The sequence below is a fragment of the Staphylococcus shinii genome, assembly GCF_017583065.1.
GTDB lineage: Bacteria > Bacillota > Bacilli > Staphylococcales > Staphylococcaceae > Staphylococcus > Staphylococcus shinii.
On record NZ_JAGEVL010000006.1, the window covers coordinates 72,859 to 95,441 of the forward strand.

At 32.5% G+C, this 22,583-nt stretch carries 23 protein-coding genes; 12 read left to right on the forward strand and 11 right to left on the reverse strand.

All coding sequences use genetic code 11. The annotated features are described in order from the left end of the window. Positions 1 to 49 precede the first annotated feature (49 nt). The 5 genes from J5E45_RS09070 to J5E45_RS09090 all read right to left on the reverse strand — a co-directional run bounded on the left by J5E45_RS09070 (position 50) and on the right by J5E45_RS09090 (position 3,402). Entirely contained in the window at positions 50 to 1,006 is a 957-nt protein-coding gene (locus tag J5E45_RS09070) for a 2-hydroxyacid dehydrogenase family protein (protein ID WP_208182088.1), read from the reverse strand. A gap of 106 nt (positions 1,007 to 1,112) precedes the next feature. After that, on the reverse strand, positions 1,113 to 1,427 hold the full coding sequence (locus J5E45_RS09075) for a DMT family transporter (protein ID WP_039068061.1): 315 nt from the start codon (positions 1,425 to 1,427) through the stop codon (positions 1,113 to 1,115). Then, entirely contained in the window at positions 1,427 to 1,747 is a 321-nt protein-coding gene (locus tag J5E45_RS09080; protein ID WP_039068060.1) for a DMT family transporter, read from the reverse strand. The genes J5E45_RS09075 and J5E45_RS09080 overlap by 1 nt, the downstream gene beginning before the upstream one ends. Before the next feature lie 484 nt (positions 1,748 to 2,231). Further along, positions 2,232 to 2,702: a CHAP domain-containing protein gene (locus J5E45_RS09085; protein WP_039068058.1), complete on the reverse strand. Its 471-nt coding sequence runs from the start codon at positions 2,700 to 2,702 to the stop codon at positions 2,232 to 2,234. A gap of 328 nt (positions 2,703 to 3,030) precedes the next feature. Next, complete coding sequence (locus tag J5E45_RS09090; protein WP_208182089.1) at positions 3,031 to 3,402, reverse strand: DUF4870 domain-containing protein; 372 nt, start codon at positions 3,400 to 3,402, stop codon at positions 3,031 to 3,033. A gap of 270 nt (positions 3,403 to 3,672) precedes the next feature. On the opposite strand from J5E45_RS09090, the gene J5E45_RS09095 reads away from it, so the two are divergent. Together J5E45_RS09095 and nhaC are read left to right on the forward strand one after the other, a co-directional pair. Continuing rightward, a complete protein-coding gene (locus tag J5E45_RS09095; protein ID WP_039068056.1) occupies positions 3,673 to 4,743 on the forward strand; it encodes an NAD/NADP-dependent octopine/nopaline dehydrogenase family protein in 1,071 nt (356 codons plus the stop codon). Positions 4,744 to 4,772: 29 nt separating this feature from the next. Then, positions 4,773 to 6,170, forward strand: coding sequence for a Na+/H+ antiporter NhaC (nhaC, locus tag J5E45_RS09100; RefSeq protein WP_039068055.1), 1,398 nt, complete (start codon positions 4,773 to 4,775; stop codon positions 6,168 to 6,170). A gap of 850 nt (positions 6,171 to 7,020) precedes the next feature. Here nhaC and J5E45_RS09105 read toward each other — a convergent pair. Then, positions 7,021 to 7,764, reverse strand: coding sequence for a CHAP domain-containing protein (locus tag J5E45_RS09105; protein ID WP_069792405.1), 744 nt, complete (start codon positions 7,762 to 7,764; stop codon positions 7,021 to 7,023). Between the two features lie 479 nt (positions 7,765 to 8,243). On the opposite strand from J5E45_RS09105, the gene J5E45_RS09110 reads away from it, so the two are divergent. The 4 genes from J5E45_RS09110 to J5E45_RS09125 all read left to right on the forward strand — a co-directional run bounded on the left by J5E45_RS09110 (position 8,244) and on the right by J5E45_RS09125 (position 11,823). Next, the gene (locus J5E45_RS09110; protein WP_208182096.1) at positions 8,244 to 9,296 is read left to right on the forward strand and encodes an LLM class flavin-dependent oxidoreductase; all 1,053 of its coding nucleotides are present in this window, start codon (positions 8,244 to 8,246) and stop codon (positions 9,294 to 9,296) included. 14 nt (positions 9,297 to 9,310) lie between these two features. Then, positions 9,311 to 9,670, forward strand: a complete 360-nt coding sequence (locus J5E45_RS09115; RefSeq protein WP_039068051.1) for a DoxX family protein — start codon at positions 9,311 to 9,313, stop codon at positions 9,668 to 9,670. 533 nt (positions 9,671 to 10,203) lie between these two features. Next, positions 10,204 to 10,551 carry a transcriptional regulator, SarA/Rot family gene (locus tag J5E45_RS09120; RefSeq protein ID WP_039068050.1) on the forward strand — a complete coding sequence of 116 codons (348 nt, stop codon included), beginning with the start codon at positions 10,204 to 10,206 and terminating at the stop codon, positions 10,549 to 10,551. Positions 10,552 to 10,740: 189 nt separating this feature from the next. Beyond that, entirely contained in the window at positions 10,741 to 11,823 is a 1,083-nt protein-coding gene (locus J5E45_RS09125; RefSeq protein WP_039068048.1) for a PTS sugar transporter subunit IIC, read from the forward strand. 481 nt (positions 11,824 to 12,304) lie between these two features. On the opposite strand, the gene J5E45_RS09130 is transcribed toward J5E45_RS09125, so the two are convergent. From J5E45_RS09130 to J5E45_RS09145, 4 genes are read right to left on the reverse strand one after another with little or no spacing between them, the layout of a single operon-like run. Beyond that, positions 12,305 to 13,003: an amino acid ABC transporter permease gene (locus J5E45_RS09130; protein WP_039068047.1), complete on the reverse strand. Its 699-nt coding sequence runs from the start codon at positions 13,001 to 13,003 to the stop codon at positions 12,305 to 12,307. A 13-nt stretch (positions 13,004 to 13,016) separates the two neighbouring features. Beyond that, positions 13,017 to 13,700 carry an amino acid ABC transporter permease gene (locus tag J5E45_RS09135; protein ID WP_039068045.1) on the reverse strand — a complete coding sequence of 228 codons (684 nt, stop codon included), beginning with the start codon at positions 13,698 to 13,700 and terminating at the stop codon, positions 13,017 to 13,019. Next, positions 13,700 to 14,554, reverse strand: a complete 855-nt coding sequence (locus tag J5E45_RS09140) for an amino acid ABC transporter substrate-binding protein (protein WP_039068044.1) — start codon at positions 14,552 to 14,554, stop codon at positions 13,700 to 13,702. The genes J5E45_RS09135 and J5E45_RS09140 overlap by 1 nt, the downstream gene beginning before the upstream one ends. Continuing rightward, positions 14,551 to 15,300: an amino acid ABC transporter ATP-binding protein gene (locus J5E45_RS09145; RefSeq protein ID WP_039068043.1), complete on the reverse strand. Its 750-nt coding sequence runs from the start codon at positions 15,298 to 15,300 to the stop codon at positions 14,551 to 14,553. The genes J5E45_RS09140 and J5E45_RS09145 overlap by 4 nt, the downstream gene beginning before the upstream one ends. A 151-nt stretch (positions 15,301 to 15,451) precedes the next feature. Here J5E45_RS09145 and J5E45_RS09150 point away from each other — a divergent pair, with 151 nt between their 5' ends. The 4 genes from J5E45_RS09150 to J5E45_RS09165 all read left to right on the forward strand — a co-directional run bounded on the left by J5E45_RS09150 (position 15,452) and on the right by J5E45_RS09165 (position 19,212). Continuing rightward, entirely contained in the window at positions 15,452 to 16,603 is a 1,152-nt protein-coding gene (locus tag J5E45_RS09150; RefSeq protein WP_208182098.1) for an acyl-CoA dehydrogenase family protein, read from the forward strand. A 160-nt stretch (positions 16,604 to 16,763) separates the two neighbouring features. Continuing rightward, the gene (locus J5E45_RS09155) at positions 16,764 to 17,666 is read left to right on the forward strand and encodes an ABC transporter substrate-binding protein (RefSeq protein WP_039068040.1); all 903 of its coding nucleotides are present in this window, start codon (positions 16,764 to 16,766) and stop codon (positions 17,664 to 17,666) included. 193 nt (positions 17,667 to 17,859) lie between these two features. Further along, a complete protein-coding gene (locus J5E45_RS09160; RefSeq protein WP_039068038.1) occupies positions 17,860 to 18,408 on the forward strand; it encodes a biotin transporter BioY in 549 nt (182 codons plus the stop codon). 54 nt (positions 18,409 to 18,462) lie between these two features. After that, entirely contained in the window at positions 18,463 to 19,212 is a 750-nt protein-coding gene (locus J5E45_RS09165; RefSeq protein ID WP_039068037.1) for a GNAT family N-acetyltransferase, read from the forward strand. A 73-nt stretch (positions 19,213 to 19,285) separates the two neighbouring features. Here the strand turns inward: J5E45_RS09165 and fdhD are convergent, their stop codons facing one another. Then, positions 19,286 to 20,083, reverse strand: a complete 798-nt coding sequence (fdhD, locus tag J5E45_RS09170; RefSeq protein WP_039068036.1) for a formate dehydrogenase accessory sulfurtransferase FdhD — start codon at positions 20,081 to 20,083, stop codon at positions 19,286 to 19,288. Between the two features lie 198 nt (positions 20,084 to 20,281). On the opposite strand from fdhD, the gene J5E45_RS09175 reads away from it, so the two are divergent. Both J5E45_RS09175 and J5E45_RS09180 read left to right on the forward strand, forming a co-directional pair. Continuing rightward, positions 20,282 to 21,286 carry a LacI family DNA-binding transcriptional regulator gene (locus J5E45_RS09175; RefSeq protein WP_208182099.1) on the forward strand — a complete coding sequence of 335 codons (1,005 nt, stop codon included), beginning with the start codon at positions 20,282 to 20,284 and terminating at the stop codon, positions 21,284 to 21,286. Between the two features lie 117 nt (positions 21,287 to 21,403). Continuing rightward, complete coding sequence (locus J5E45_RS09180; RefSeq protein WP_208182101.1) at positions 21,404 to 22,564, forward strand: galactokinase; 1,161 nt, start codon at positions 21,404 to 21,406, stop codon at positions 22,562 to 22,564. Positions 22,565 to 22,583: the final 19 nt, after the last annotated feature.

A 22,583-nucleotide genomic window follows, 5' to 3' on the forward strand; every position in this document is an offset into this window, starting at 1 on the left:
TAGGTTCTTTGCTTATTGCCTAATAACTTTTAAAAATATATTTAAAACGTTAGTTAACTACGTATTTAGGTTCATTATTAGTCAATTTATTAACTGTATCATTTGCAACAATTTTAGACATCATATCACGAGATTCAAATGTTGCATTACCAATATGCGGTGTGAGTACAACATTATCTAATGTTTTTAGTTCGTCGTTAATTTCTGGTTCGAATTCAAAAACATCTAATGCTGCGCCTTCAATTTCTTTATCTTTTAGAGCTTGTACTAAGGCTTGTTCATGTACGATAGGGCCTCTTGAAGCATTGATAAGATAACTTGTTGGTTTCATCATTTTAAATTGTTCAGTATCAATCTGATGATGCATTTTTGGATTATATGCAGCATTTATTGTTACGAAATCCGAATTTTTTAACAATGTATCTAAATCTACGTATTTAGCGCCGATTTCTCGTTCTCTATCAACTTTTTGGTTAGGACCTGTATAAAGCACATTCATATCAAATGCTTTCGCACGTCTTGCTACTGCGCTACCAATTTCTCCAAGTCCGATAATACCAATAGTCTTACAAGAAACTTCTCTACCACGGAAAAATAATGGCGCCCATCCATCAAAACCAGTTGTACGACATAATTTGTCTCCTTCTACAATGCGTCTTGCAGCTGAGAGTACAAGTCCAAATGTTAATTCAGCAGTTGAGTTAGTTGAAGCTTTAGGTGTATTGGTAACATCTATATTGAGTTGGCGTGCATAATCGCCATCTATATTATTGAAACCTGCACCGTAATTTGCAATGATTTTTAAATTATTTGCTGCATCAATCACATCTTTATCTACATTCGTTGAAAGTAGGCTAATTAATGCATCTGCATCTTTCACACCTTCTTTTAGTGTTTCTTTATCAATAATGCCTTTGCCTTCATACATATCAACTTCAAAACCTTGATCTTTTAATAAGTTGAGTCCTACCTCTGGAATTGGACCTGCTATATAAACTTTTACCATGTATAATCACTTCCTTTATATCAAAGTATAGTAAATTTCATTGAGTCAAACAAATAAAAGTGATGATTATATAGAAAAATATGAAAACGTTTTACATTTTTAAAATTTAGTTTATTAATTTTAATCCAACAATAGATAAGATAATGAGAGCAATAAAGAAAATGCGCTTTATACTTTTAGATTCATTATAGATGAGCATACCAACTAAAGTGCCGCCTCCAGTACCAATACCACTCCAAATGGCATAAGCAGTTCCCATTGGTATATCATTCATTGCGACTTTAAGTGTGCTAAAACTACAGACAAAAGCGACAGCTAAGAGTACAACTAGCCATTTATTTTTAGTTCGTGCAATTTCATTTAAGATAACAACGCCGACGACTTCTAATAACCCCGCAATAAATAATATAAACCAAGCCATCAGCTTTCAGCCTCCTCTGTTGATAATTTTAATCCAATGATACCAATAACTAATAAAATGATTAAGCCGACTTTTAAAAAGTTAAACGGGTCACCCAAAAAGATCATATCTACTGCTACAGTTCCAACTGCGCCAATACCAACAAAGACAGCATAAACTGTCCCAACTGGAAGGTATTTACAAGCGGAAATAACTAAGAAGAAACTAATTATAATCACGGTGATTGTACCAGTCCAACTAAGTAAAGAATCAGCAGCATTTAGTCCTGTTACCCACAATATTTCAATTAATCCAGCTAAGATAACTTTAAACCACTGCATAAATTGTGCCTCCTTTTTTCACTAAACTATTTTATTTTCTCAAATAATATATAAGAATTCAATGTTATTAATTGTATAAAAGTTATAGTAATTTGCGATTAATTTTAATATAAAAAGAAAATTATCAGAAAAGTGGGAGACAAAAAAATCAAATTTGAATATTAATATATGGGTAATAAGGGTAATGAGGTTGGAAAAGTTTAATAAGCGTATAATTGAAGTTAATGTGTAGAACACTGATAATTTTCATAAAAGGAACACCTGAGCTAATGCTCATGTGTAGAACACTGATAATTTTCATAAAAGGAACACCTGAGCTAACGCTCATGTGTAAGAACTACTAATTTTCATAAATGAAAAAGTAGTTCTTTAAAAAAAAGTCCGAAACATATGTTTATGTTCCGGACTCAATAGGGTATAAAGTATAAATAAGTTGAATTAAAATTATTTATGTGAAATACCAATATTAATTTTTAACTATATATTAGTTTACGTGGATATAGTTATAAGAGCTTGCTTCACCAGCTGAAATTGTACGTTCACTTACTGAATAAGGTCCGCCGTTATAGTTCATTTCTGATACTGTAACTGAGCCGTCACTACCAACGCTTTCAACGTAAGCCACATGACCCATTGGGCCTGAACCTGATTGTAAGATTGAACCAGCTTCTGGATTGTTATCTACTGAATAACCTGCAGAAGAAGCTGCAGAAGCCCAATTATTAGCATTTCCCCAAGTAGATCCAATGCCTCCGCCTACTTTGTCAAATACATACCAAGTACATTGTCCAGCAGTATATAAGTTAGCACCTGAGTGGTTAGATTGTGTAGTTTCATTTGTTGGTTGGCTTTGTTGTGTTTGTTCAGCTGCATCAGCTTCGTTTCCGTGATCTAATCCTACGATTGCTGCACCAATACCTGCTGTTAACGTTGTTGCTGTAACTAATTTTTTCATAATTAATAAATCCTCCCAAAGATTTTAAAAGTTTATATTTTAGCTTAAATGCTTATCTTTAAATTTAAATTTTATTTTTCGCTTTGCTTTCAACGACAAGTAATACTCTAACAGATGAATCAAGCTTTGTGTGGAATGTTACGCTTTTGTAAAACAATTAAAAAAACCTCACATATCGTTGTAATAAACGAGATGTAAGGTTACAAAATAGTATCGAGCCGTAATATTTCATAAACGGTGATATTACAAGGTTTTTGCTATAAATTTGGAATACGCTCCGACTTTATTGTTACATTCACTGTAAAAAGTCACAAAATTGCGTTTCAAATTATTTGAAGAATCTAATTGATAATGGCGGTAAATAATCTTCACCATTATATGCTTTTACAGCTGCTACAATTGTGAAAATGAAATTTAAAAGTACAAGTATTGGAAGAATAATAATTCCTATAATAATAAGAATAGCGATTGTAGCAACGGTTACCCAAATTAAGTAAGAAAGTAAAAAGTTCAAATAATTCTTACCAGCTCTATCTATAAATGGCGATTCTTCTCGTTTAATTAACCAAATAATTAATGGTGCAATTAAAGATGTAAAGAAACTTAAAACATAAATAAGTGTTGCCATTAATCTTGCGTCCGCATCTGGTTCTTGATTCCCGTGTGTGTGTGAAACTTGCTCGTCAAACTGTTCTGTCATAAGAAACAAACCTCCTTTACTTTAATATAATCATATCAAATATAAGTGGACTTTAGTATGTAATTAAAATAATACAAAAATTTTCAAGATACATCTATTTTGATCTGACTTTAGTTGTTAAAATGTAGCAATGCCACTATAGGTATCTTACTTATGTTATAGCCGTAAAATTAAGTTGTAAACCAGTGTTTATTCAATTTCTTATTAGGTTATAGTTGAAAGTAACATTATAAATTGTACATTCTAAAAAACTTGGAAAGAGGGTTGGTTATGAAAATTGCTATCGTAGGATCAGGGAATGGAGCGGTAACAGCAGCGTTAGATATGATTAATAAAGGACATGAAGTGAAGTTATATTGTCGGAATCAATCTATTAATAAATTTGATAAAGCGTTAGAACAAGGTGGATTTACTTTTAACAATGAAGGTGAAGAAAGCTTTGTAGAATTTACAGATATTAGTGATGATATGGAATATGTAATTGGTGATGCCGAAGTTATTCAAGTAATCATACCATCATCATTCATTGAACATTATGCTCATACTATGGCGCCTTTCGTGAAAAAAGAACAATTGATATTCTTCAATATTGCAGCAGCTATGGGTTCTATACGGTTTATGAATGTTCTGGAAGATATGCATATAGATGTCATGCCTCATTTTGCAGAAGTCAATACGTTAACTTATGGCACACGAGTGAATTTTGAAGAAGCTCGTGTAGATTTATCATTGAACGTGAGAAAAGTACATTTTTCAACTTATGATAAAGATTATTTGAGTGACTGTTTCGATAAAATTGAAATATTATATCCATATATTGTAAAAGAAGAAAGCTTATGGAAAACTAATTTAGAGAATGGTAACCCTGAAGTTCATCCTGGTCCAACATTATTAAACGTAGGGCGCATTGATTATGCAGATGAATTTGCTTTATATGAAGAGGGAATTACTAAACATACAGTGAGGTTACTACATGCAGTTGAATTAGAACGCCTAACATTAGGACGTAAATTAGGGTTTGAGTTATCCTCAGCGAAGGAAGCACGTATTGAACGTGGTTATTTAGAAAGGCAAGACGAGGATGAGCCATTAAATAGATTATTTAATACAAGCCCAGTATTTTCACAAATAAAGGGGCCAAATCATGTTAAAAATCGTTATTTAACTGAAGATATTGCTTTTGGTCTTGTATTATGGTCTAGTCTTGGACGTGAGATTGATGTTCCAACACCGAATATTGATGCAATTATTGTCATTGCTTCAACTATTTTAGAGCGTGACTTCTTTGAAGAAGGGCTGACGATAGGCGAGTTAGGGAAAGATAAATTAGGGCTTGATTAATTAAAATAATTGAGCAAGGGGGATTGCGTATGAAAAGACAACCAACATTTTTAGAGTCAATCTCAACCATATTAGTCATGATTGTAATCGTTATTACAGGTTTTGTGGTTTTTGAAATACCTATACAAGCATTATTAATTTTATCTTCTGCATACGCAGCCTTGATAGCCAGACGTGTAGGTTTGAAATGGCAAGATTTAGAAGAAGGTATAACGCATCGATTAGCAACAGCGATGCCAGCAATTTTTATTATTTTATCAGTAGGAATTATCGTTGGAACATGGATGTTTTCAGGAACAGTTCCAGCATTAATTTATTATGGATTAGAATTTTTAAATCCTAATTTGTTTTTAGTATCAGCTTTTGTTATTTGTGCTATAACATCTGTAGCGACTGGTACAGCTTGGGGGTCAGCTTCTACAGCAGGTATCGCATTAATGGCTATTTCCACACAATTACATATCCCAGCAGGTATGGCTGCAGGCGCCATTATCGCAGGAGCAGTGTTCGGAGACAAAATGTCGCCTTTGTCTGATACAACAAATTTAGCTGCATTAGTTACAAAAGTGAATATTTTTTCACATATTAGAGCAATGATATGGACAACAGTTCCAGCTTCGATTATAGGACTCATTGTTTGGTATATTGTTGGAAGACAATTTGGTGGAAATACGAATACTTCAAATGTTAATGAATTACTCAATGAACTATCCCTAGTTTATAATATTAATATTTTTGTTTGGTTGCCGTTAGTCATCATTATTATTTGTTTGTTGATAAAAATTTCTACAGTACCAGCAATGCTTATTTCGAGTTTAAGTGCCATTATTGTTGGTGTATTCAATAATGGATTTAATATGGTTGATGGGTTCAAATCAACATTTGATGGGTTCAATAAAGCGATGGTGTCATCAAATAATGGAGAATTAACTGATAGAACAATTGGTTTAATTGAACAGGGTGGCATGATGAGTATGACTGAAATTGTCGTTACAATTTTTTGTGGTTATGCTTTTGCCGGCATTGTTGAAAAAGCTGGTTGTTTAGATGTAATACTTAATAAAATTTCTAAAAATATCAATTCTGTTGGTCAATTAATACTAGCTACAGTACTTGGCGGTATTATGATGGTTCTTGCAGCAGGAGTAGCTTCTGTTGTAATTATTATGGTAGGTGTATTGATGTTGGAAATGTATAATAAAATGGGACTTGACCGTTCTAATTTGTCTAGAACGCTTGAAGATTCTGGAACTATGATCATTCCATTAATTCCTTGGGGGACATCAGGCATTTATTATACACAACAATTAGGAGTGACTGTAGATCAATTCTTCATATGGACAATTCCATGCTATTTATGTATCGTTTTTGCACTATTTTATGGTTTTAGCGGTATCGGTATTAAAAAAGCAAGAGTAACAGAGTGAGCATTTTTAATTAATTGGAGTCAAAATGTTTAGAGTTTTTAACACTTGAATAGGAAAGCATGGGAAAGGCTGAGGCAAATTTTTATTGTCTCAGCTTTAATCATTATATTGAGCTAGTGAAACTTATGCATAAGTTTCAGCTCAGGTAAACCTAGTATTCCTTTAACCCTCTAGCCATCTTTACTGAGGGATGTGAGGGATGACGAAATCATTTTTAAATAAACTTGGCTTCTGTCACTTTATCTTATACGCACTTTTTTCCTGTGAAAAGTCAGATATAGTTTGAATAATGCTTTGTTATGCTAATAATATACAAGTTTTTGACTCTTATTTTAATAGGAAATTCAAATTAGAAGTTTAAAAAATTATAAACAGGCTAAACATAACTATGAATGAGGTGGATCTTTGTTATACATAGTAATAATTGTAGCGATATTACTATTAGACATTGAAACTCATCAATATTTCAATATAGGTAAAAATTGTTAAATATACTTCCGTTATCTATTGTGCAATCGGTTTTGTTTTGTATATTGTAGCGATATTACATGACAAAATCGATTGATTAATGTAGCAAAGGCTTTTAGATGAAATATTAGGTATATTGCGATATTTGAATGGATTACTTAAATAATGATTTTTTATCATAAAGCAAAGCCTTAATCATATCTTGATGTATAAAGATAACTTAAAAAGAGAAGTAAAAAATTTAAATATAGTAAGATATTTGTTTTGATTTATGTAGCTAATGCAAGCATTATTAATCAATATGGATATAGTGAACATTTAATTGTAAATATAATAAAAAGACCAAATGCTAAAATAGCATTTGGTCTTTTTTGTATTACTATTAGTGAATGTAGTTGTAACCTGAAGCTTCGCTTGCAGAGATAGTACGTGAAGTTACAACGCCAGCACCTTGGCCGTAGTTCATTTCAGAAACGTTAATTGAACCGTCGCTGTTAACATTTTCAACGTATGCAACATGTCCCATAGCACCAGTTGAAGATTGTAAGATTGAACCTTGTGAAGGGTTGTTGTTTACTGTGTAACCTGAAGATGCTGCTGCGCTAGCCCAGTTGTTAGCATTGCCCCAAGTAGAACCGATTTTACCGCCAACTTTGTCGTATACATAGTATGTACATTGTCCAGCAGTATATAGGTTGTTTGAAGAACCTGAAGTATTTGAAATTGAGTTTGAAGAACTTGATGGTGCACTAGTTGTACTAACTTTAACATTGCTGCTTGAAGTTGAGTTTGAAACTGCGCCACTTCCACCAGTACCTTGGTTATTTGCTGTATATGATTGAGTTGAGTTCGTGTTGCTTGTAGCATATGAATTATTGTTATTGTAGTTATTGTAGCTATAACCACTGTTTGAGTGACCTTGGTCTGCTTGACTTGGGTTCCAGTTACCTTCCCAAGTGTAGTTGTAGTTACCTTGTTGATCTATTGTATAAGAATAGCTATATGAAGTAGGGTCATTTGGATTATAACCACCATTATTGTTTTCTGCTGCGTCTGCTTCATGTTGAGCTAAACCAAAAGTAGCGATTCCTGCAGTAGCGATTGTAGCTGTAGCGATTTTTTTCATTGTTAAATATCCTCCTAAGAATTGTAAATAAATATATCCCAGTCTCTAAACGACAATTTTTATAATTTTTTATTCGCTGTTTTAACGACAAGCAATACTTTATCAGAAAAACTTACGTTTGTGTGGGTTGTTATCATTTTGTAATTTAGTTCTAATAATATATCTGTTTATGTAACAAAAGAAATATAAGACTTCATGTGTATAATCGCTGTTGTTACAGCATTTTCAATTAACTTGGTGTAACATTGCACTACGCTTTATTACAAGGCTGTAAAATAACAGAAAATTTGAAACGCTAAAAAATGCAAGATTTAGATATTTAAAAATCTAAAATTATTACTTACTTTATTATGATGAAATGTCTAATGTATTATGCTAATTAATTTAATATTTGTTATTTAAGCAATGATATTGACACCATATAAGGAAGGTATTAATATAGTAGTATAAAAATTATACCTAATTAGTGAGGTGAACACATGAAGGTTGAATTGGGTTTAACATCTTTTGCTGATAACAGTGACATATATATGGAAGATGGTTATCAACCTGCTATTAGTAACGCACAGAGAATTCGTAATATAATAGAAGAAATTGAAGTAGCAGATCAATATGGACTCGATGTTTATGGCTTAGGAGAACACCATAGGCCTGATTATGCCGTATCTGACCCAGTAACTGTATTAGCAGCCGCAGCAAGGAATACTAAACATATTAAACTTAGTAGCGCAGTAACTGTACTATCTTCTGACGACCCTGTGCGTGTCTATGAAAGATTTTCTACATTGGATGCAGTTTCAAATGGACGTGCTGAAATTATGGTAGGTAGAGGATCATTTATTGAATCATTTCCATTGTTTGGTTATGACTTGAAAAATTATGAGCAACTTTTCAATGAAAAGATTGACTTATTAATGCAGATTAACCAAAAGGAAATTGTAAATTGGGAAGGTCATATGAGATCATCAATTCATAATTTAGGCGTTTATCCAAGAACAGAAAGAGGTTCACTGCCGATTACTATTGCTACTGGAGGTACACCTGAATCTTCTTTAAAAGCAGGAGCATTAGGATTACCGATAACTTATGCTATAATAGGTGGCGACCCAAAAAGATTTAGAAGAAATATAGATATGTACAGATCTATTGCTGAATCTTATGGACATAACGTAGATGAACTACCAATAGCTACACATTCTTGGGGATACATTGCTGAAACAGATGAACAGGCAAAACGAGAGTTCTTTCCATCGGTTAAGGCAAATCATGATATATTGGCAAAAGAACGTGGATGGCCAATGTATGATGAGAATAGTTTTGAGCGAGAAGCCGGACCAAATGGCGCACTATATGTAGGCAGTCCTGAAACGGTTGCTCAAAAAATAATTGAAACGATTGAAGCTTTAGGTATTACGCGCTTTATGTTGCATACCCCTGTTGGATCAATGCCACATGAAAACACAATTAACACAATTAAATTGTTGGCAGAGCGGGTAAAACCTATTGTAGATAAATTTTTTGAAAACAAATAAAAGGAGATTTTGTAATGATATTACGTTATTTAACAAATTTAAAATTAGCTAAAGAATTATATGGCGCAGCAAAACCTAAACTTAAAGGTGACCAATCAATGAAAGATACATTTGTAGAGGTATTTAATTTACCTTCAAACGCAGTACCTTTAGCTGGTTCAGTAGAAGCATTAAGTGCCGTATTCTTCGTATTAAGTTTTGCTAGTAAAAGACTTTCTCGTGTTGCTTCACTATTAACAATTTCAGTTTTAGGTGTAGCTGCATACAAACATTTTGAAGCTGGTCATGGTAAAGCAGGCGCTAAACACGCTTTAGATTTATCAGGTTTAGCAGCGTTAAGCTTCCTTGACACAATTGATTGTAAAAAAAAGTAAGTCGTTAATTTAAACGTATTAATAAATAAAGAGTGACACTTTTGAAGTGTCACTATATAGATGACAAGAGCCGGGACATTTAAGTATGTTTCGGCTTTTATTGTTGTAAGACAAGTGACTTAGGCACTATCTTACTTTATTTATATGGTAGATAATGGAAATAGTTATATTTGAATAACATTCGGACATAAAAAAATAAATTATGAAATAGAATATCTATGATTTACTTTATTATTATATTCGTGATACATCCGAGTAGTTAAGAGAGAAGGGAATAGATTGTAATTTACAAAATCATCATTTGTTAAATGCAATGGTTAGACATATTCTTTTTTTAGTAATAAAAAGAATGAATATCCAACTAAAATTTGAAATTGAAAAGTAAATACTAAAAAAATAGTAGTATTTTTTAATATTTCTTATACTTGGAGATATTGAATTAACGCCACGTAATAGTATAGAATTATTATATTAATATTGTTAGGAATCACTTTGACATATTAACATCACGAAGAAACAGAAGGAGTGGTTTTATGATTGAACAAAATTTTAAAACACTAAATGAATTAATTACAACGTATCAAAAGGGCAAACAATTTTTCAAAACAACTAAAAAGCAACATAAGCTTAACTATGAAGAAATATTCATTTTAAACTATATTTTTAATTGTAAAGACAATGAAATTACGGCAAAAGAAATAGCTAAGTATTCAGAACTACAACCTTATTATTTAACGAAAGCTTTGCAGAAACTAATTAAAATGGGGTATTTGAGTAAAAAGAGAAGTGAAATAGATGAACGAACTGTAGTTGTTCGTGTGAATGAAACGCAACGTGGTAAAATAAATGAGATAATTAAAACATTGCAACAAACATTGTAATGATTGATGAAGGTAGTGGTGAAACCAAATTGTACATAAGTAAAAATAAAAAGAATATTCTGAATAATGTAAAATTATAATATTTATTATGTATCCAACTAATATTTATTTTTAGAAACAAATTAACTGTGTTATACTAATATTTGTTGAATGAAAGCGCATACAAAAACGACTGGGAAAGGTGTTATCATGAATTTACTAATTGGAGTCATATTTTTAGGGATTGTATTATGTTTGTTTACATTATTCACGAGTAAAGCGCCTAATGGTGGTAAGGCGATGGGTGCTCTTGCTAATGCTGCAATTGCGTCATTTTTAGTTGAAGCATTTCATAAGTATGTGGGAGGAGACTTGATTGGTATACCATTTTTAGGCCAATTAGGAGATGCTGCCGGTGGACTTGGTGGTGTTGCAGCTGCTGGATTAGTGGCATTGGCGATGGGTGTATCTCCTGTTTATGCATTTGTTATTGCAGTTGCTTGCGGCAACATGGATTTACTACCCGGTTTCATTGCAGCTTATATTGTTAGTTTTGGTATGAAATGGATGGAAGAAAAGTTACCGGATGGACTTGACTTAATCGCAGCAATCATCGTTATTGCACCAATTACACGATTAATCGCAATTGGTACTACGCCATTGGTTGATGCAAGTTTGCTTCAAATCGGTAATATTATTAAAGAATCTACTACATCAAGCCCAATATTAATGGGCATTGTTTTAGGTGGTATTATTACTGTGGTTGCCACTGCGCCATTAAGTTCAATGGCATTGACTGCATTACTAGGATTAACTGGTACTCCGATGGCTATAGGTGCATTGGCAGTATTCGGTTCTTCATTTATGAATTTTGTATTATTTAAACGTATGAAGTTCGGAGATCGCAAAACGACAATTTCAGTAGCTATTGAACCGTTATCTCAAGCAGATATTGTAACTGCAAATCCAATACCTGTATACATAACTAACTTTGTTGGTGGCGCAATTTCAGGTGTGATTATAGCTATGTTTGGATTAGTAAATGATGCGACGGGTACTGCTACACCAATAGCTGGGCTTATGGTTATGTTTGGTTTTAATAACGCCTTAACTGTGATTACAGTTGCGGTTATGTGTGCTATCAGCAGTGCAGTTTGTGGATACTTAGGTTCTCTTATATTTAAGGATTATCCAATTATCACTAAAAATGAACTACAAAATGGAACGATGTCTAAAAAGGTTAAAAAGTATTATAAATTGAAAAAACAATATGCTAAAAGCTTAGCGTTATAATATTTTGAGAGTGAAACGTTGGCTGATTTAGAAAGGATAGAGACAATAAGATCTATTTAAAAATGATTTATTTTGTCATATTTCTACATATATTAAATATAAAAAAGTATTATAAAACAAAGGATACAATGTTCAAGATGTAGAAGCTTGATATCGTATCCTTTGTTTTTTATGAGCTAAAACTCTACAAGTTCATCGTCTGTAATAGGTGATATTTACAGGTAGTTATTAATATTGATAATGTATCCATATTAATAACTTTTAAATTCATTTTTGAATATAAAGCGTTAATAAAGGTGGAGTAAACGTAAGATCATTAATAATTATTAATTAGAGTAGTTTTAATGATTGAATTAATAAAACAACCAAAAAAATTAAAACCGCTGGCAGTTTGATTGACAAACGTAAACGCTATATTATTTTAATAGCGAGTTGCTATTGTAAATAAAGTATAACTATCTTTAAGACATATTAATTTGTATCAAGTTGTGCGTGTATTTAAGTAACGTGTTGTTCTGTATTCCATTTTTGAAAATAGAAACTCTAATAAAATGGCTAATAGCCAATAAAATGCTGCTGCAACTGAATAAACTGTTATAAACTGATAACCTTCATTAGCAATTACATGACTTACTGCCATAATTTCAGTGACTTGTACGGCAAATGCGAGTGATGTCCCTTTAATTAGCATAATAAATTGGTTTTCTATATTAGGCAGGGCATACGCAAAAGCTTGAGGCAAAACGATTTCTTTATAAATATGAAACCTTGAAAGACCTACACTTTGAGCTGCTTCTATTTGAGCAAATTCTACCGATTGTAATCCACTCTTTATTGATTCTGATAGATAAGCTATCGCATGTAATGAAAAAACAATAAAAGCAATCATTAAAGGTGAAAAAATATCTGGATTAATATGCCATTTGAATTGATCGTTTAAAAATATAATAAAAGCAGGTAAGCCATAATATAAAATAAACAGCTGAACGATTAATGGCGTACTTCTGAAAAATGAATTGTAAACAATGATAAAGTGCGACAGTACGGGAACGTGTTTTAAGCGAATCAGTGCAAAGCATAATCCTACAATCAGGCCTACGATTATGGCAACAATAGAAATCATTATTGTATTAGGAACACCTTTAAGCACTTCAGTTATTGTATATAAAACAAAGTCCAAATGAATATCCTCCTTAAATGCGATATGGTTTTTGTGCACGTTTGTCTATAAAAGTAAATGTGCCTTGTATAATTAAAGCGATAATCCAATAGATGATTGAAATGACAATATAAACTTCTAACATGCCTAAACCATAATTATTCCCGATAATCAATTTAACTTGTCCCATCATATCAATGATGCCTATAGTAAAAGCTAATGAAGTATCTTTTACCAGTTCAATAATTTGCGTTGTTAAATTTGGAATACTATTTCTTAAAGCCTGTGGAACAATTATTTCTTTTAGTATTCTAGGATAGGATAGACCGATTGATAAACCGGCTTCTATTTGATGGTAGTCTACAGATTGATATCCAGCTCGTATTATTTCTGATAAATAAGCTCCAGTATGTAATGTGAAGGCTAAGATAACGAAAAATAATCTACTAAAATGATTAATATCTATATGAATCAATAACAATAGTTGGGGCAGTGCAAAGTAAACTAAAAATAGTTGTAAGAGTAATGGTGTGCTACGTATAAAAGATAAATAAATTCTTACAATTGGTGAAAGTATCTTAATTTGCTTAATGCGAATAAGGGCTAATATAAAGCCTAGAATCAATGCACATATCAATGATATAACAATCATTAATAAAGTTAAGGGTAATTGTTGTAATACTTGTCCAAACAAATCTAACCAATTTACAGATTGCATTATCGTTGAACCTCCAATTGTGTTTTTTTGTCATTAATTTCATCTAAGTCATCGAAGACATTAATATCAAAATACTTTTCTGAAAGTGCTTGTAATTTACCTTCTTTTTTTAATTCTAATGTCGCTTGATCAACATCATCATGTAATTTTTGATGTTTTTTATTGTAAACGATATGTAGAGGTTCTTTTTTTACAATGCCACCAATTTTAACATCTTCTTTGATTTGTGTTTGAATGGCTTTATAAGTATTCCAGTTTAATAACATGGCATCACGTCGTTGCTGACTGACCATTTTTAAATTGTCTCCATTAGAAGGTTCTTGAATCGTGTTAATATTGATTTTTGAAGAATTATTTTTGTTGTACTGAGATAAAATGGAATATAGTCCGCCACTAGGTGCCATAGGTGTGATTGATTTTCCAGGTAAATCATCTAAACTGTGTATGTCTGTATTGTTACTATTGACTACTAACATAGGCAACGCATAACTATAGGGCACATCTTGGTACAGAAATTGTTTTTCGCGTTCAGGTGTTTTGAAAAACCAGTTAATTCCCATATCAAATTTACCAGCACCAATACCAACTAAATTTGATTCTTCTTCACCTATTTCATATTTAAAGTCATATTGTGGTAACTTTTTTTCAATTAATTTCATATAATCCATATCGAGCCCAACAAACTCATTTTGCTTATTGGTATACAGGTATGGTGGGTTGACTTCTGCTGATAATGCTACTTTAACTTCTTTTTTTTGCGTACCCTTATTTGAATTGTTGGTTTGAGTACAAGCAGTTAATAGAACAATAGATGAAAACACAAGGACAGTAATAAATGCTCTTTTTAAAATCATTGATTATCACGCTCCGTGATGACTTTATTTAAGAAACGTTGAATCCTTTCAGATTTAGAATTATCTAATACTTCTTGTGGCGTACCGTGATGAATAATTTGACCATCATCAATAAATATCATTTGATCGGCAATAGCTTTAGCAAATTCAATTTCATGTGTTACTAAAACCATTGTCATACCTTCTTGTGCAATTGATTTAATGAGTGATAGTACACTCTGTATAGATTCTGGATCTAACGCAGAGGTTGGTTCGTCCAACAATAATACATCTGGGTTAAGGGCAAGGGCACGTATGATACCGATGCGTTGACTTTGACCGCCAGACAGTTGGATTGGATATTTGTCTTTTTGATTTAGCAAATTAACGCGTTCTAAATAGGATAACGCGATTTCTTTAGCTTGAGTTGTACTGTGATTTTTACCATGTATTAAACCAACAGTTATATTTTCTAAAATAGTTTTATTCTTAAATAAATTATAATTTTGAAAGACCATTGCAGATTTTTGACGTAATTTTGTAATGTCCTTTTTAGTGTGCTTTGAAGCATTAAATGTTTCATCGCCAATAGTAATAGTCCCAGATTCTGGTAAGGCTAATGCATTTAAAGTCCTTAATAATGTTGTTTTACCAGAACCGCTTGGCCCAATAATTGCAGTAACAGTACCTTGTTCTTGAGCAAAACTTACATCATTAAGTATCGTATTTTGATTATATTTATGTATAAGATGTTTAACATTAATCATTCAATTTCCCCCAATATTTCATTAAGTATAAACTATCATAATAAATCTTATCGGTAAAGTAAGGTTTTTGCGCTTGAAAAGCTTTATTTCAATCATAGCGAGTGTTAAACTTGTATTTAATAAGGAAAAAGTGACGAACGAGGTGAAGGAAATGAATACTTCCGCATTAATAAATACGGAGATTCAAGAAAAATGGATTGCTAAATTAGATACTATAAAAGACGAGTTTAGAGCGAAAGCAGAATACAATGATATACATTCACATTTTCCCTACGAAAATATTGAGTGGCTTGTAAATGAAGGTTATACATTACTAACGTTACCGAAAGCATACGGTGGTGAAGGTGCGACTGTTGAAGATATGGTGATACTTCAAAGTTATTTGGGATCAATCGATGGCGCAACTGCTTTATCAATAGGTTGGCATTTGAGTGTAATTGGACAATTATATGAACAACAAATGTGGGAACCAGATATGCTTAATCAATTTGCTGAAGCAGTCAAGAAAGGTGCATTAGTGAATAGAGCAGTTAGTGAAGCGGAAACTGGTAGCCCAACACGTGGTGGCAGACCGGCAACTAATGTAGTGAAAGTTGACGACGGCTTTGTACTTAATGGTGTGAAGACATTTACATCTATGAGCAAAGGGCTTACACATTTTGTAGTAAGTGCCTATTACGAAGCAATCGACCAAGTGGGTTTTTTCTTAGTAACTAAAGATACTCCAGGGGTGGAAATAGCAGATAATTGGAATATGGTAGGCATGCGTGCAACAGAAAGCCATGACCTTGTATTGAATGATGTACATTTACCAGAAGAAAATTTTGTCGAAATAAGGGGCGCTGGTGGTAAAAAGCCTAATGGATGGATATTACACATACCAAGTGTTTACTTAGGTATCGCTCAAGCTGCGCGTGATTATGCAGTAGATTTTTCCAAAACGTATAGCCCTAATAGTATAGAAGGAACAATTGGTGATTTACCGACTGTCCAACAAAATATTGGGAAAATGGAAACACTTTTATTATCTGCACGCCACTTCTTATGGAGTACAGCTGCTTTATATAATAATGAAGATTCTCAAAAAGTGAAATGGAATGAAACATCTGCTAGTAAAGTGATGGTAATGAATCAGGGATTAGAAGTTATAGATATTGCAATGCGTATTGTAGGCGCGAAAAGTCTTGAAATGGAACGTCCTTTACAACGCTATTATAGAGATATGCGCGCTGGTTTACACAATCCGCCTATGGAAGACATGGCATATACAAATATTGCACACAGCGTATTAGATCATTTTTAAATATTAAGAGCAATACAATAACTATGCATTTAGACAAATTGTCTAAATGCATTTTTTAATAATTAAAAAAATAAAAAATTCACTTGTTTACTATTGTAAAATTACTTGAGTCATTATATAATCAATTGGTACTGATAATCATTTTCATTGGAGGAGAATTATGAAAAAATTAGTGTTTCCGTTACTTGTTTTAGTACTTATTTTAGCTGCATGTGGTAATAAATCAGATAGTGACAAAAAAGAAGAAACAAAGTCATATAAATTAGATAGTGGTAAAAGCCTAGATATACCAAAAAATCCTGAAAGAATTGCTGTTGTAGCGCCGACATATGCTGGCGGTATTAAATATCTTGGAGGTAATATTGTAGCTGTCAATGAACAAGTAGACAGTAGTAAATTACTGAAAGATAAGTTTAAAGACGTAGAAAAAATCGGGGAAAATGATGTAGAAAAAGTAGCAAAAGCTAAGCCAGACTTAATCGTTGTTTACTCTACAGATAAGAACATTAAAAAATACAATAAAATTGCACCAACAGTTGTTTATGACTATGGGAAGCATAAATACTTAGATCAACAAAGAGAATTAGGTAAGTTGCTTGGTAAAGAAGATGAAGTAGCTTCATGGGAAAAAGAATGGAAATCACAAACTAAAAAAGATGGTCAAGAAATCAAAGAGAAAATCGGTGAAGATGCAACAGTCTCTATCTTTGATGAATTTGATAAAAAATTATATAGCTACGGACCAAACTGGGGTCGTGGCGGCGAAGTATTATACCAAGCTTTTGGCCTGAAAATACCTGACAAATTAAATGACCTAGTTAAAAAAGAAGGCTGGGCAGAAGTGAAGCAAGAAAAAATTGCAGACTATGCAGGCGATTACATTGTTTCAACAAGTGAAGGTAAAGCAAAACCAGCTTATGAAAAAACAGATTTATGGCAAAATATACCAGCTGTTCAAAATAATCAAGTGATTCAAGTTCAAGCAGAAACATATTGGTATAATGACCCTTATACATTAGAATATATGAGAAAAGATTTAAAAGAGAAATTTTTAAATAAATAGAAATTTATATTCTATAAAAGTATATGTAAATAAATTTTAATGATTAATTAGCCTAAGGGGCGAGCATATGAAGTCAAAAGTTATCTTTTGGCTTCAAACTCGCTCCTTAAATTATGTCTTCATAAATGTAAACTTATTGTTTTTATTAGTTTACATTTGTGATATAATTTTTCTCATTGAAGGGGGAATCACTTTGACTACAAAATATTTAGTATATACTGCTTTAATGACGGCAATTATAGCTGTTCTAGGTTTTGTGCCTGCTATTCCATTACCTGTCATGCCCGTACCGATTGTATTACAGAACATTGGTATATTTCTAGCGGCAATTTTGCTTGGTCGTAAATATGGTACGTTAAGTGTCATTGTTTTATTATTACTAGTAGCTGCGGGGTTACCTTTATTATCAGGTGGTCGCGGTGGAATTGGTGTATTTGCTGGACCGTCAGCAGGATTTTTATTTATGTATCCAGTTATTACATATCTTATTGGTTTGGTAAGAGACTTATATTTTAAAAAAATTAATTTTGTTGTACTATTAATTACAACAATCGTTTTTGGCGTCTTATTGTTAGATATCACAGGTACAATCATAATGGGATTGATAACTAATTTACCTATTACGAAATCTGTTTCATTATCATTATTATTTATGCCTGCTGATATTTTAAAAGCAATTGTCGCAAGTTTGATTGGTAATATCATGCTAAATCATAGCCAATTTAAACAGTTGTTAAAATAAAAACTTTAGACATTCGTAAGAATAGACGAAGCAAATAAGATAGGGTGAGGGTTCATGACGATTTCGATGGCAAATATATTTCAAGAAGGTAAAATTTATTCTGACGATCAGGTTAAAACAATTTATTTAACGCCAGAAGAACCTTTAGTATATGATGCGAATAAATGGATGTATAAAGAAATGCCTGCAATCAAGGATTGGAAACAACATATGGAAATGCAACAAAGTTTACATAGACAACAATATTCTGACCATTTAGCGTTTACTTTTCCGGAGAATACACCTTTAAGCCAACTTTGGCTAGATGAAATTAAATCCTATGGCTTCGAATTAGGGTGTATGGAACTTTATGCAATTGAGGCGAAAAACATTCGTAGAACTCAAAATCATAATATTGACGTAAAATTTGTCACGAATCAAACCTTAGAAGACTATATTAAAATCTATCGACAGTTTTCGGAACCATTTGGACTTAAATACACAGAAGAAAGTATTCGAGTAATACGTAATCAATTTCGAAGCGAAAATAAATCACGTATTATTGCTTACGATAATCACATTCCAGTAGGTATTTTAGATTTAATAATTACTGAAAAAACAGTTGAAATAGATGGTTTTGGTGTATTAGAAGATTATCAAAGACGAGGGATAGGTAAAACGATGCAATCATTTGTAGCCGATGTCTCGGAAGATAAAGTTATTATCCTTATCGCTGATGGTGAGGATAGTGCGAAACACATGTATATCAAACAAGGATACATTTTTATCAGTTATTGCTACCAAATATTGAAAGAACAAGCTTAAATGTAAATTAAAAAACGATCTTAAGACATATAATTATGTCTTAGGATCGTTTTGTATATTAGTGAATTATTTATTACATATGCTCTAATTGGACGCGTTCAGGGTGACTATATATGTTGAAATTTCCGTCTCTAATAAAGCCAACTGCAGTAATATTTAAGTCTTCAGCTAGCGTAACAGCTAACGTGGTTGGGGCAGATTTCGAAAGTATAACACCTACACCTATTTTAGCGGCTTTAATTAGTATTTCAGAGGAGATACGTCCACTGAAAATTAGCACTTTATTTCTCACAGGGATGTGTCTTTGGATACAATAACCATAAAGTTTATCGAGCGCATTATGACGGCCGATATCTTGACGATGTTCGAAGAACGCCTCTCCGTCACTAATAGCTGCATTATGAAGACCACCAGTTTGTTTGAAAACGGCACTTGCACTTTGTAAACGTGTCATCATATTTAGAATTTGTTTTGGGCTAATAACAATTTTTGACATAGAAGTTTTTGCTACAGCAGCATCATTTTGAAAATAAAATTCCCTACTCTTACCACAACATGATGCAATCATTCTTTTAGTTGAATATTCAAAACGTTCTCCTAGTGGTTTTGTTAATTCAACGTGAGCAAACCCTTTACTATCATCTATTTGAACTGACTTTAAGTCATCACTTTTTAGAATAGCCCCTTCAGACGCTAGAAAACCAAGTACAAGTTCCTCCATATGGTTTGGGCTACAGATTACGGTAGCGAATTCTTCTCCATTGACCATAATTGTTAAAGGGAATTCTGTTACATAGTGATCCGTTTTTTCAATAAGTTTACCATTTTCATATCGTACGATTGGTTGGTTGGTTAAAACGTCTTCATTCATCCATACACCTCTTTTCGTCTTCACTTTATATTTTAGCGCATTTTTAATTATAAAAAAATAATTCGATTTTACTCATGTAAATTAATATAAGTAGAAGGAACACTTAAACCGTAATTATGAATTAGAAATAGTTAAGATTGATTTACGAATCTAATGAAAGTAAACTTGAGGTAAACAAAATAAAGAGGTGAATTTGATATGGTAAGTATAAGAGATATTGCACATTTAGCAGAGGTTAGTCCTGGTACTGTATCCAGAGTATTGAATAACGATCCAACACTTTCGGTATCAAAAAATACTAGAGAGCGTATCCACCAAATAGTAAAAGAGAAACAATATCACAAGTCAACAAGAAAAAATAAAAGTATTCAAATCATTACTTATGCGTCAAGAGCTAAAGAAATGTCAGACCCATATTATAGAGAAATTCGATTGGCAATTGAAGCGGAAGTTAAACGTTTAAATCTATCGTTAAAGCGAACAATACGTATAGATGGTAATCAAAACGATAATGAATTAAATACAATAGAAAAAGCGGGAGCAATTATCGTTATAGGTAATTTTTCAGTTGATGCGCTACACAAACTCCAATATTATAATCCTAATATGGTAGTAATTAATAATCCCCATGTACCTAAATCTATAGATGCTGTATATTCAGATCTTCATTACTCTATGACTAACTTGCTAGATAAGATAAAGGGCTTAGGTTTAACACGCATAGCATACATAGGCGGGTATCATACAATAAGAGATTTAGATGGCACCCCAACTTCAAATGCAACTGATGTAAGATATAAAGCTTATCAAGCTTGGTGTGAAAGACATCAATTAGAAACGATAGCATTGCTTAATGGATGGAAAAAAGAACACGGTGAGCTAGCGGTTAAAACATTTATACAGCACAAACAGGAGCTCCCACAAGTGTTTGTTGCAGGAAATGACATGGTCGCAATAGGCATTTTACAGCAAATTCAAGAGAATAAAATTGCAATACCAGAGAATGTAAAGTTAATCAGTTTTAATGATTTAGAGGTTATCCAATATGCTGTTCCTTCTATTAGTAGTGTACATATTCCTGTAGATGAATTTGGTAGAACTGCAGTAAGGATGGCAGAAGAACGTATTAATCAGACAAGAAAGCTTGCTATTCATATAGTAGTAGAAGCACCATTGAAGTCTCGGAATACTTTTAAAGTCTAAGTGAAGTATATTACGTTGACAAAACTTTTAGTAAACAAGTAAACTTTGTTTGTGTTTACTAATAAAAAAGAATTAATCACTTTGCATTTAATGTAGATAAAAAGGAGTGGGAATCTTATGTTACAAGCAATGCACGAAAAGTTTGAAACGTTATTTGGTGTAGAAGCTGAAGTCAGCGCTTTTGCCCCTGGAAGAATCAATTTAATTGGGGAACATACTGATTATAATGGGGGATATGTTTTTCCAGCAGCAATAGAATTAGGAACTTATGGATTAGCAACTAAAAGAGACGACCGTAAAATTCAACTTTATTCAAATAATTTTGAAGAAAATGGCATCGTAACATTCACTTTGGATGATTTAGTATTTAATCAAGATGATGATTGGGCGAATTATCCAAAAGGCGTCGTAAAATATTTAACTGAAACATTCAATGAAATTGACCAAGGATTTAATATTTTAGTCGAAGGTAACATTCCAAATGGAGCCAGTTTGTCGTCGTCTGCTTCAATCGAAATACTTACAGGTTGGTTATTAAAAGGTTTATTTGATTTGAGATTAGAACGTTTGCAGCTTATTAAAATAGGTCAATTGGTCGAGAATAAATTTATGGGTGTGAACTCAGGCATCATGGATCAATTTATTATTGGCATGGGTAAAGCAAACCATGCAATATTACTTGATACTGCAACATTGGAGTTTGAATATGTACCAGCCAAATTTGGAGATTATGTGATTTCTATAATGAATACGAATAAACGACGTTCATTGACTGAAAGTAAATATAATGAGCGCAGAGCGGAATGTGAATCTGCGCTTGCAGCATTAAAAAAAGAATTGAATATAGGAGCGTTAGGAGAACTTACATTAGCCCGATTTAATCAAAATAAGCATCTTATTAAAGATGAAGTATCACGTCGTAGAGCTAAGCATGCCGTATCAGAAAATGAACGTACAAAACTTGCGCGTAAAGTACTTGCGGAAGATGATTTCGAACAATTTGGCAAACTACTTAATATGTCTCATGCTTCATTGAAAGAAGATTATGAAGTTACAGGAATTGAATTGGATACATTAGCTGAAACAGCTCAACAAGTTAATGGTGTATTGGGGGCGAGAATGACAGGTGCAGGATTTGCAGGTTGTGCGATTGCCTTAGTGCATAAAGACAGTATCAAGCAATTAGAACATGAAGTTTCCCAAGCTTATTTAGAAAAAATTGGTTATGCACCATCGTTTTACCACGTAGGTATTAGCGGTGGCGTAACATCTTTATAAGTGATACAAAATAAATGAA

Excerpts from the sequence above, each read along its gene's own strand:
- J5E45_RS09070 (WP_208182088.1), bottom strand. The coding sequence starts at position 1,006 with ATGGTAAAAGTTTATATAGCAGGTCCAATTCCAGAGGTAGGACTCAAC.
- J5E45_RS09075 (WP_039068061.1), bottom strand. The coding sequence starts at position 1,427 with ATGGCTTGGTTTATATTATTTATTGCGGGGTTATTAGAAGTCGTCGGC.
- J5E45_RS09080 (WP_039068060.1), bottom strand. The coding sequence starts at position 1,747 with ATGCAGTGGTTTAAAGTTATCTTAGCTGGATTAATTGAAATATTGTGG.
- J5E45_RS09085 (WP_039068058.1), bottom strand. The coding sequence starts at position 2,702 with ATGAAAAAATTAGTTACAGCAACAACGTTAACAGCAGGTATTGGTGCA.
- J5E45_RS09090 (WP_208182089.1), bottom strand. The coding sequence starts at position 3,402 with ATGACAGAACAGTTTGACGAGCAAGTTTCACACACACACGGGAATCAA.
- J5E45_RS09095 (WP_039068056.1), top strand. The coding sequence starts at position 3,673 with ATGAAAATTGCTATCGTAGGATCAGGGAATGGAGCGGTAACAGCAGCG.
- nhaC (WP_039068055.1), top strand. The coding sequence starts at position 4,773 with ATGAAAAGACAACCAACATTTTTAGAGTCAATCTCAACCATATTAGTC.
- J5E45_RS09105 (WP_069792405.1), bottom strand. The coding sequence starts at position 7,764 with ATGAAAAAAATCGCTACAGCTACAATCGCTACTGCAGGAATCGCTACT.
- J5E45_RS09110 (WP_208182096.1), top strand. The coding sequence starts at position 8,244 with ATGAAGGTTGAATTGGGTTTAACATCTTTTGCTGATAACAGTGACATA.
- J5E45_RS09115 (WP_039068051.1), top strand. The coding sequence starts at position 9,311 with ATGATATTACGTTATTTAACAAATTTAAAATTAGCTAAAGAATTATAT.
- J5E45_RS09120 (WP_039068050.1), top strand. The coding sequence starts at position 10,204 with ATGATTGAACAAAATTTTAAAACACTAAATGAATTAATTACAACGTAT.
- J5E45_RS09125 (WP_039068048.1), top strand. The coding sequence starts at position 10,741 with ATGAATTTACTAATTGGAGTCATATTTTTAGGGATTGTATTATGTTTG.
- J5E45_RS09135 (WP_039068045.1), bottom strand. The coding sequence starts at position 13,700 with ATGCAATCTGTAAATTGGTTAGATTTGTTTGGACAAGTATTACAACAA.
- J5E45_RS09140 (WP_039068044.1), bottom strand. The coding sequence starts at position 14,554 with ATGATTTTAAAAAGAGCATTTATTACTGTCCTTGTGTTTTCATCTATT.
- J5E45_RS09145 (WP_039068043.1), bottom strand. The coding sequence starts at position 15,300 with ATGATTAATGTTAAACATCTTATACATAAATATAATCAAAATACGATA.
- J5E45_RS09150 (WP_208182098.1), top strand. The coding sequence starts at position 15,452 with ATGAATACTTCCGCATTAATAAATACGGAGATTCAAGAAAAATGGATT.
- J5E45_RS09155 (WP_039068040.1), top strand. The coding sequence starts at position 16,764 with ATGAAAAAATTAGTGTTTCCGTTACTTGTTTTAGTACTTATTTTAGCT.
- J5E45_RS09165 (WP_039068037.1), top strand. The coding sequence starts at position 18,463 with ATGACGATTTCGATGGCAAATATATTTCAAGAAGGTAAAATTTATTCT.
- fdhD (WP_039068036.1), bottom strand. The coding sequence starts at position 20,083 with ATGAATGAAGACGTTTTAACCAACCAACCAATCGTACGATATGAAAAT.
- J5E45_RS09175 (WP_208182099.1), top strand. The coding sequence starts at position 20,282 with ATGGTAAGTATAAGAGATATTGCACATTTAGCAGAGGTTAGTCCTGGT.
- J5E45_RS09180 (WP_208182101.1), top strand. The coding sequence starts at position 21,404 with ATGTTACAAGCAATGCACGAAAAGTTTGAAACGTTATTTGGTGTAGAA.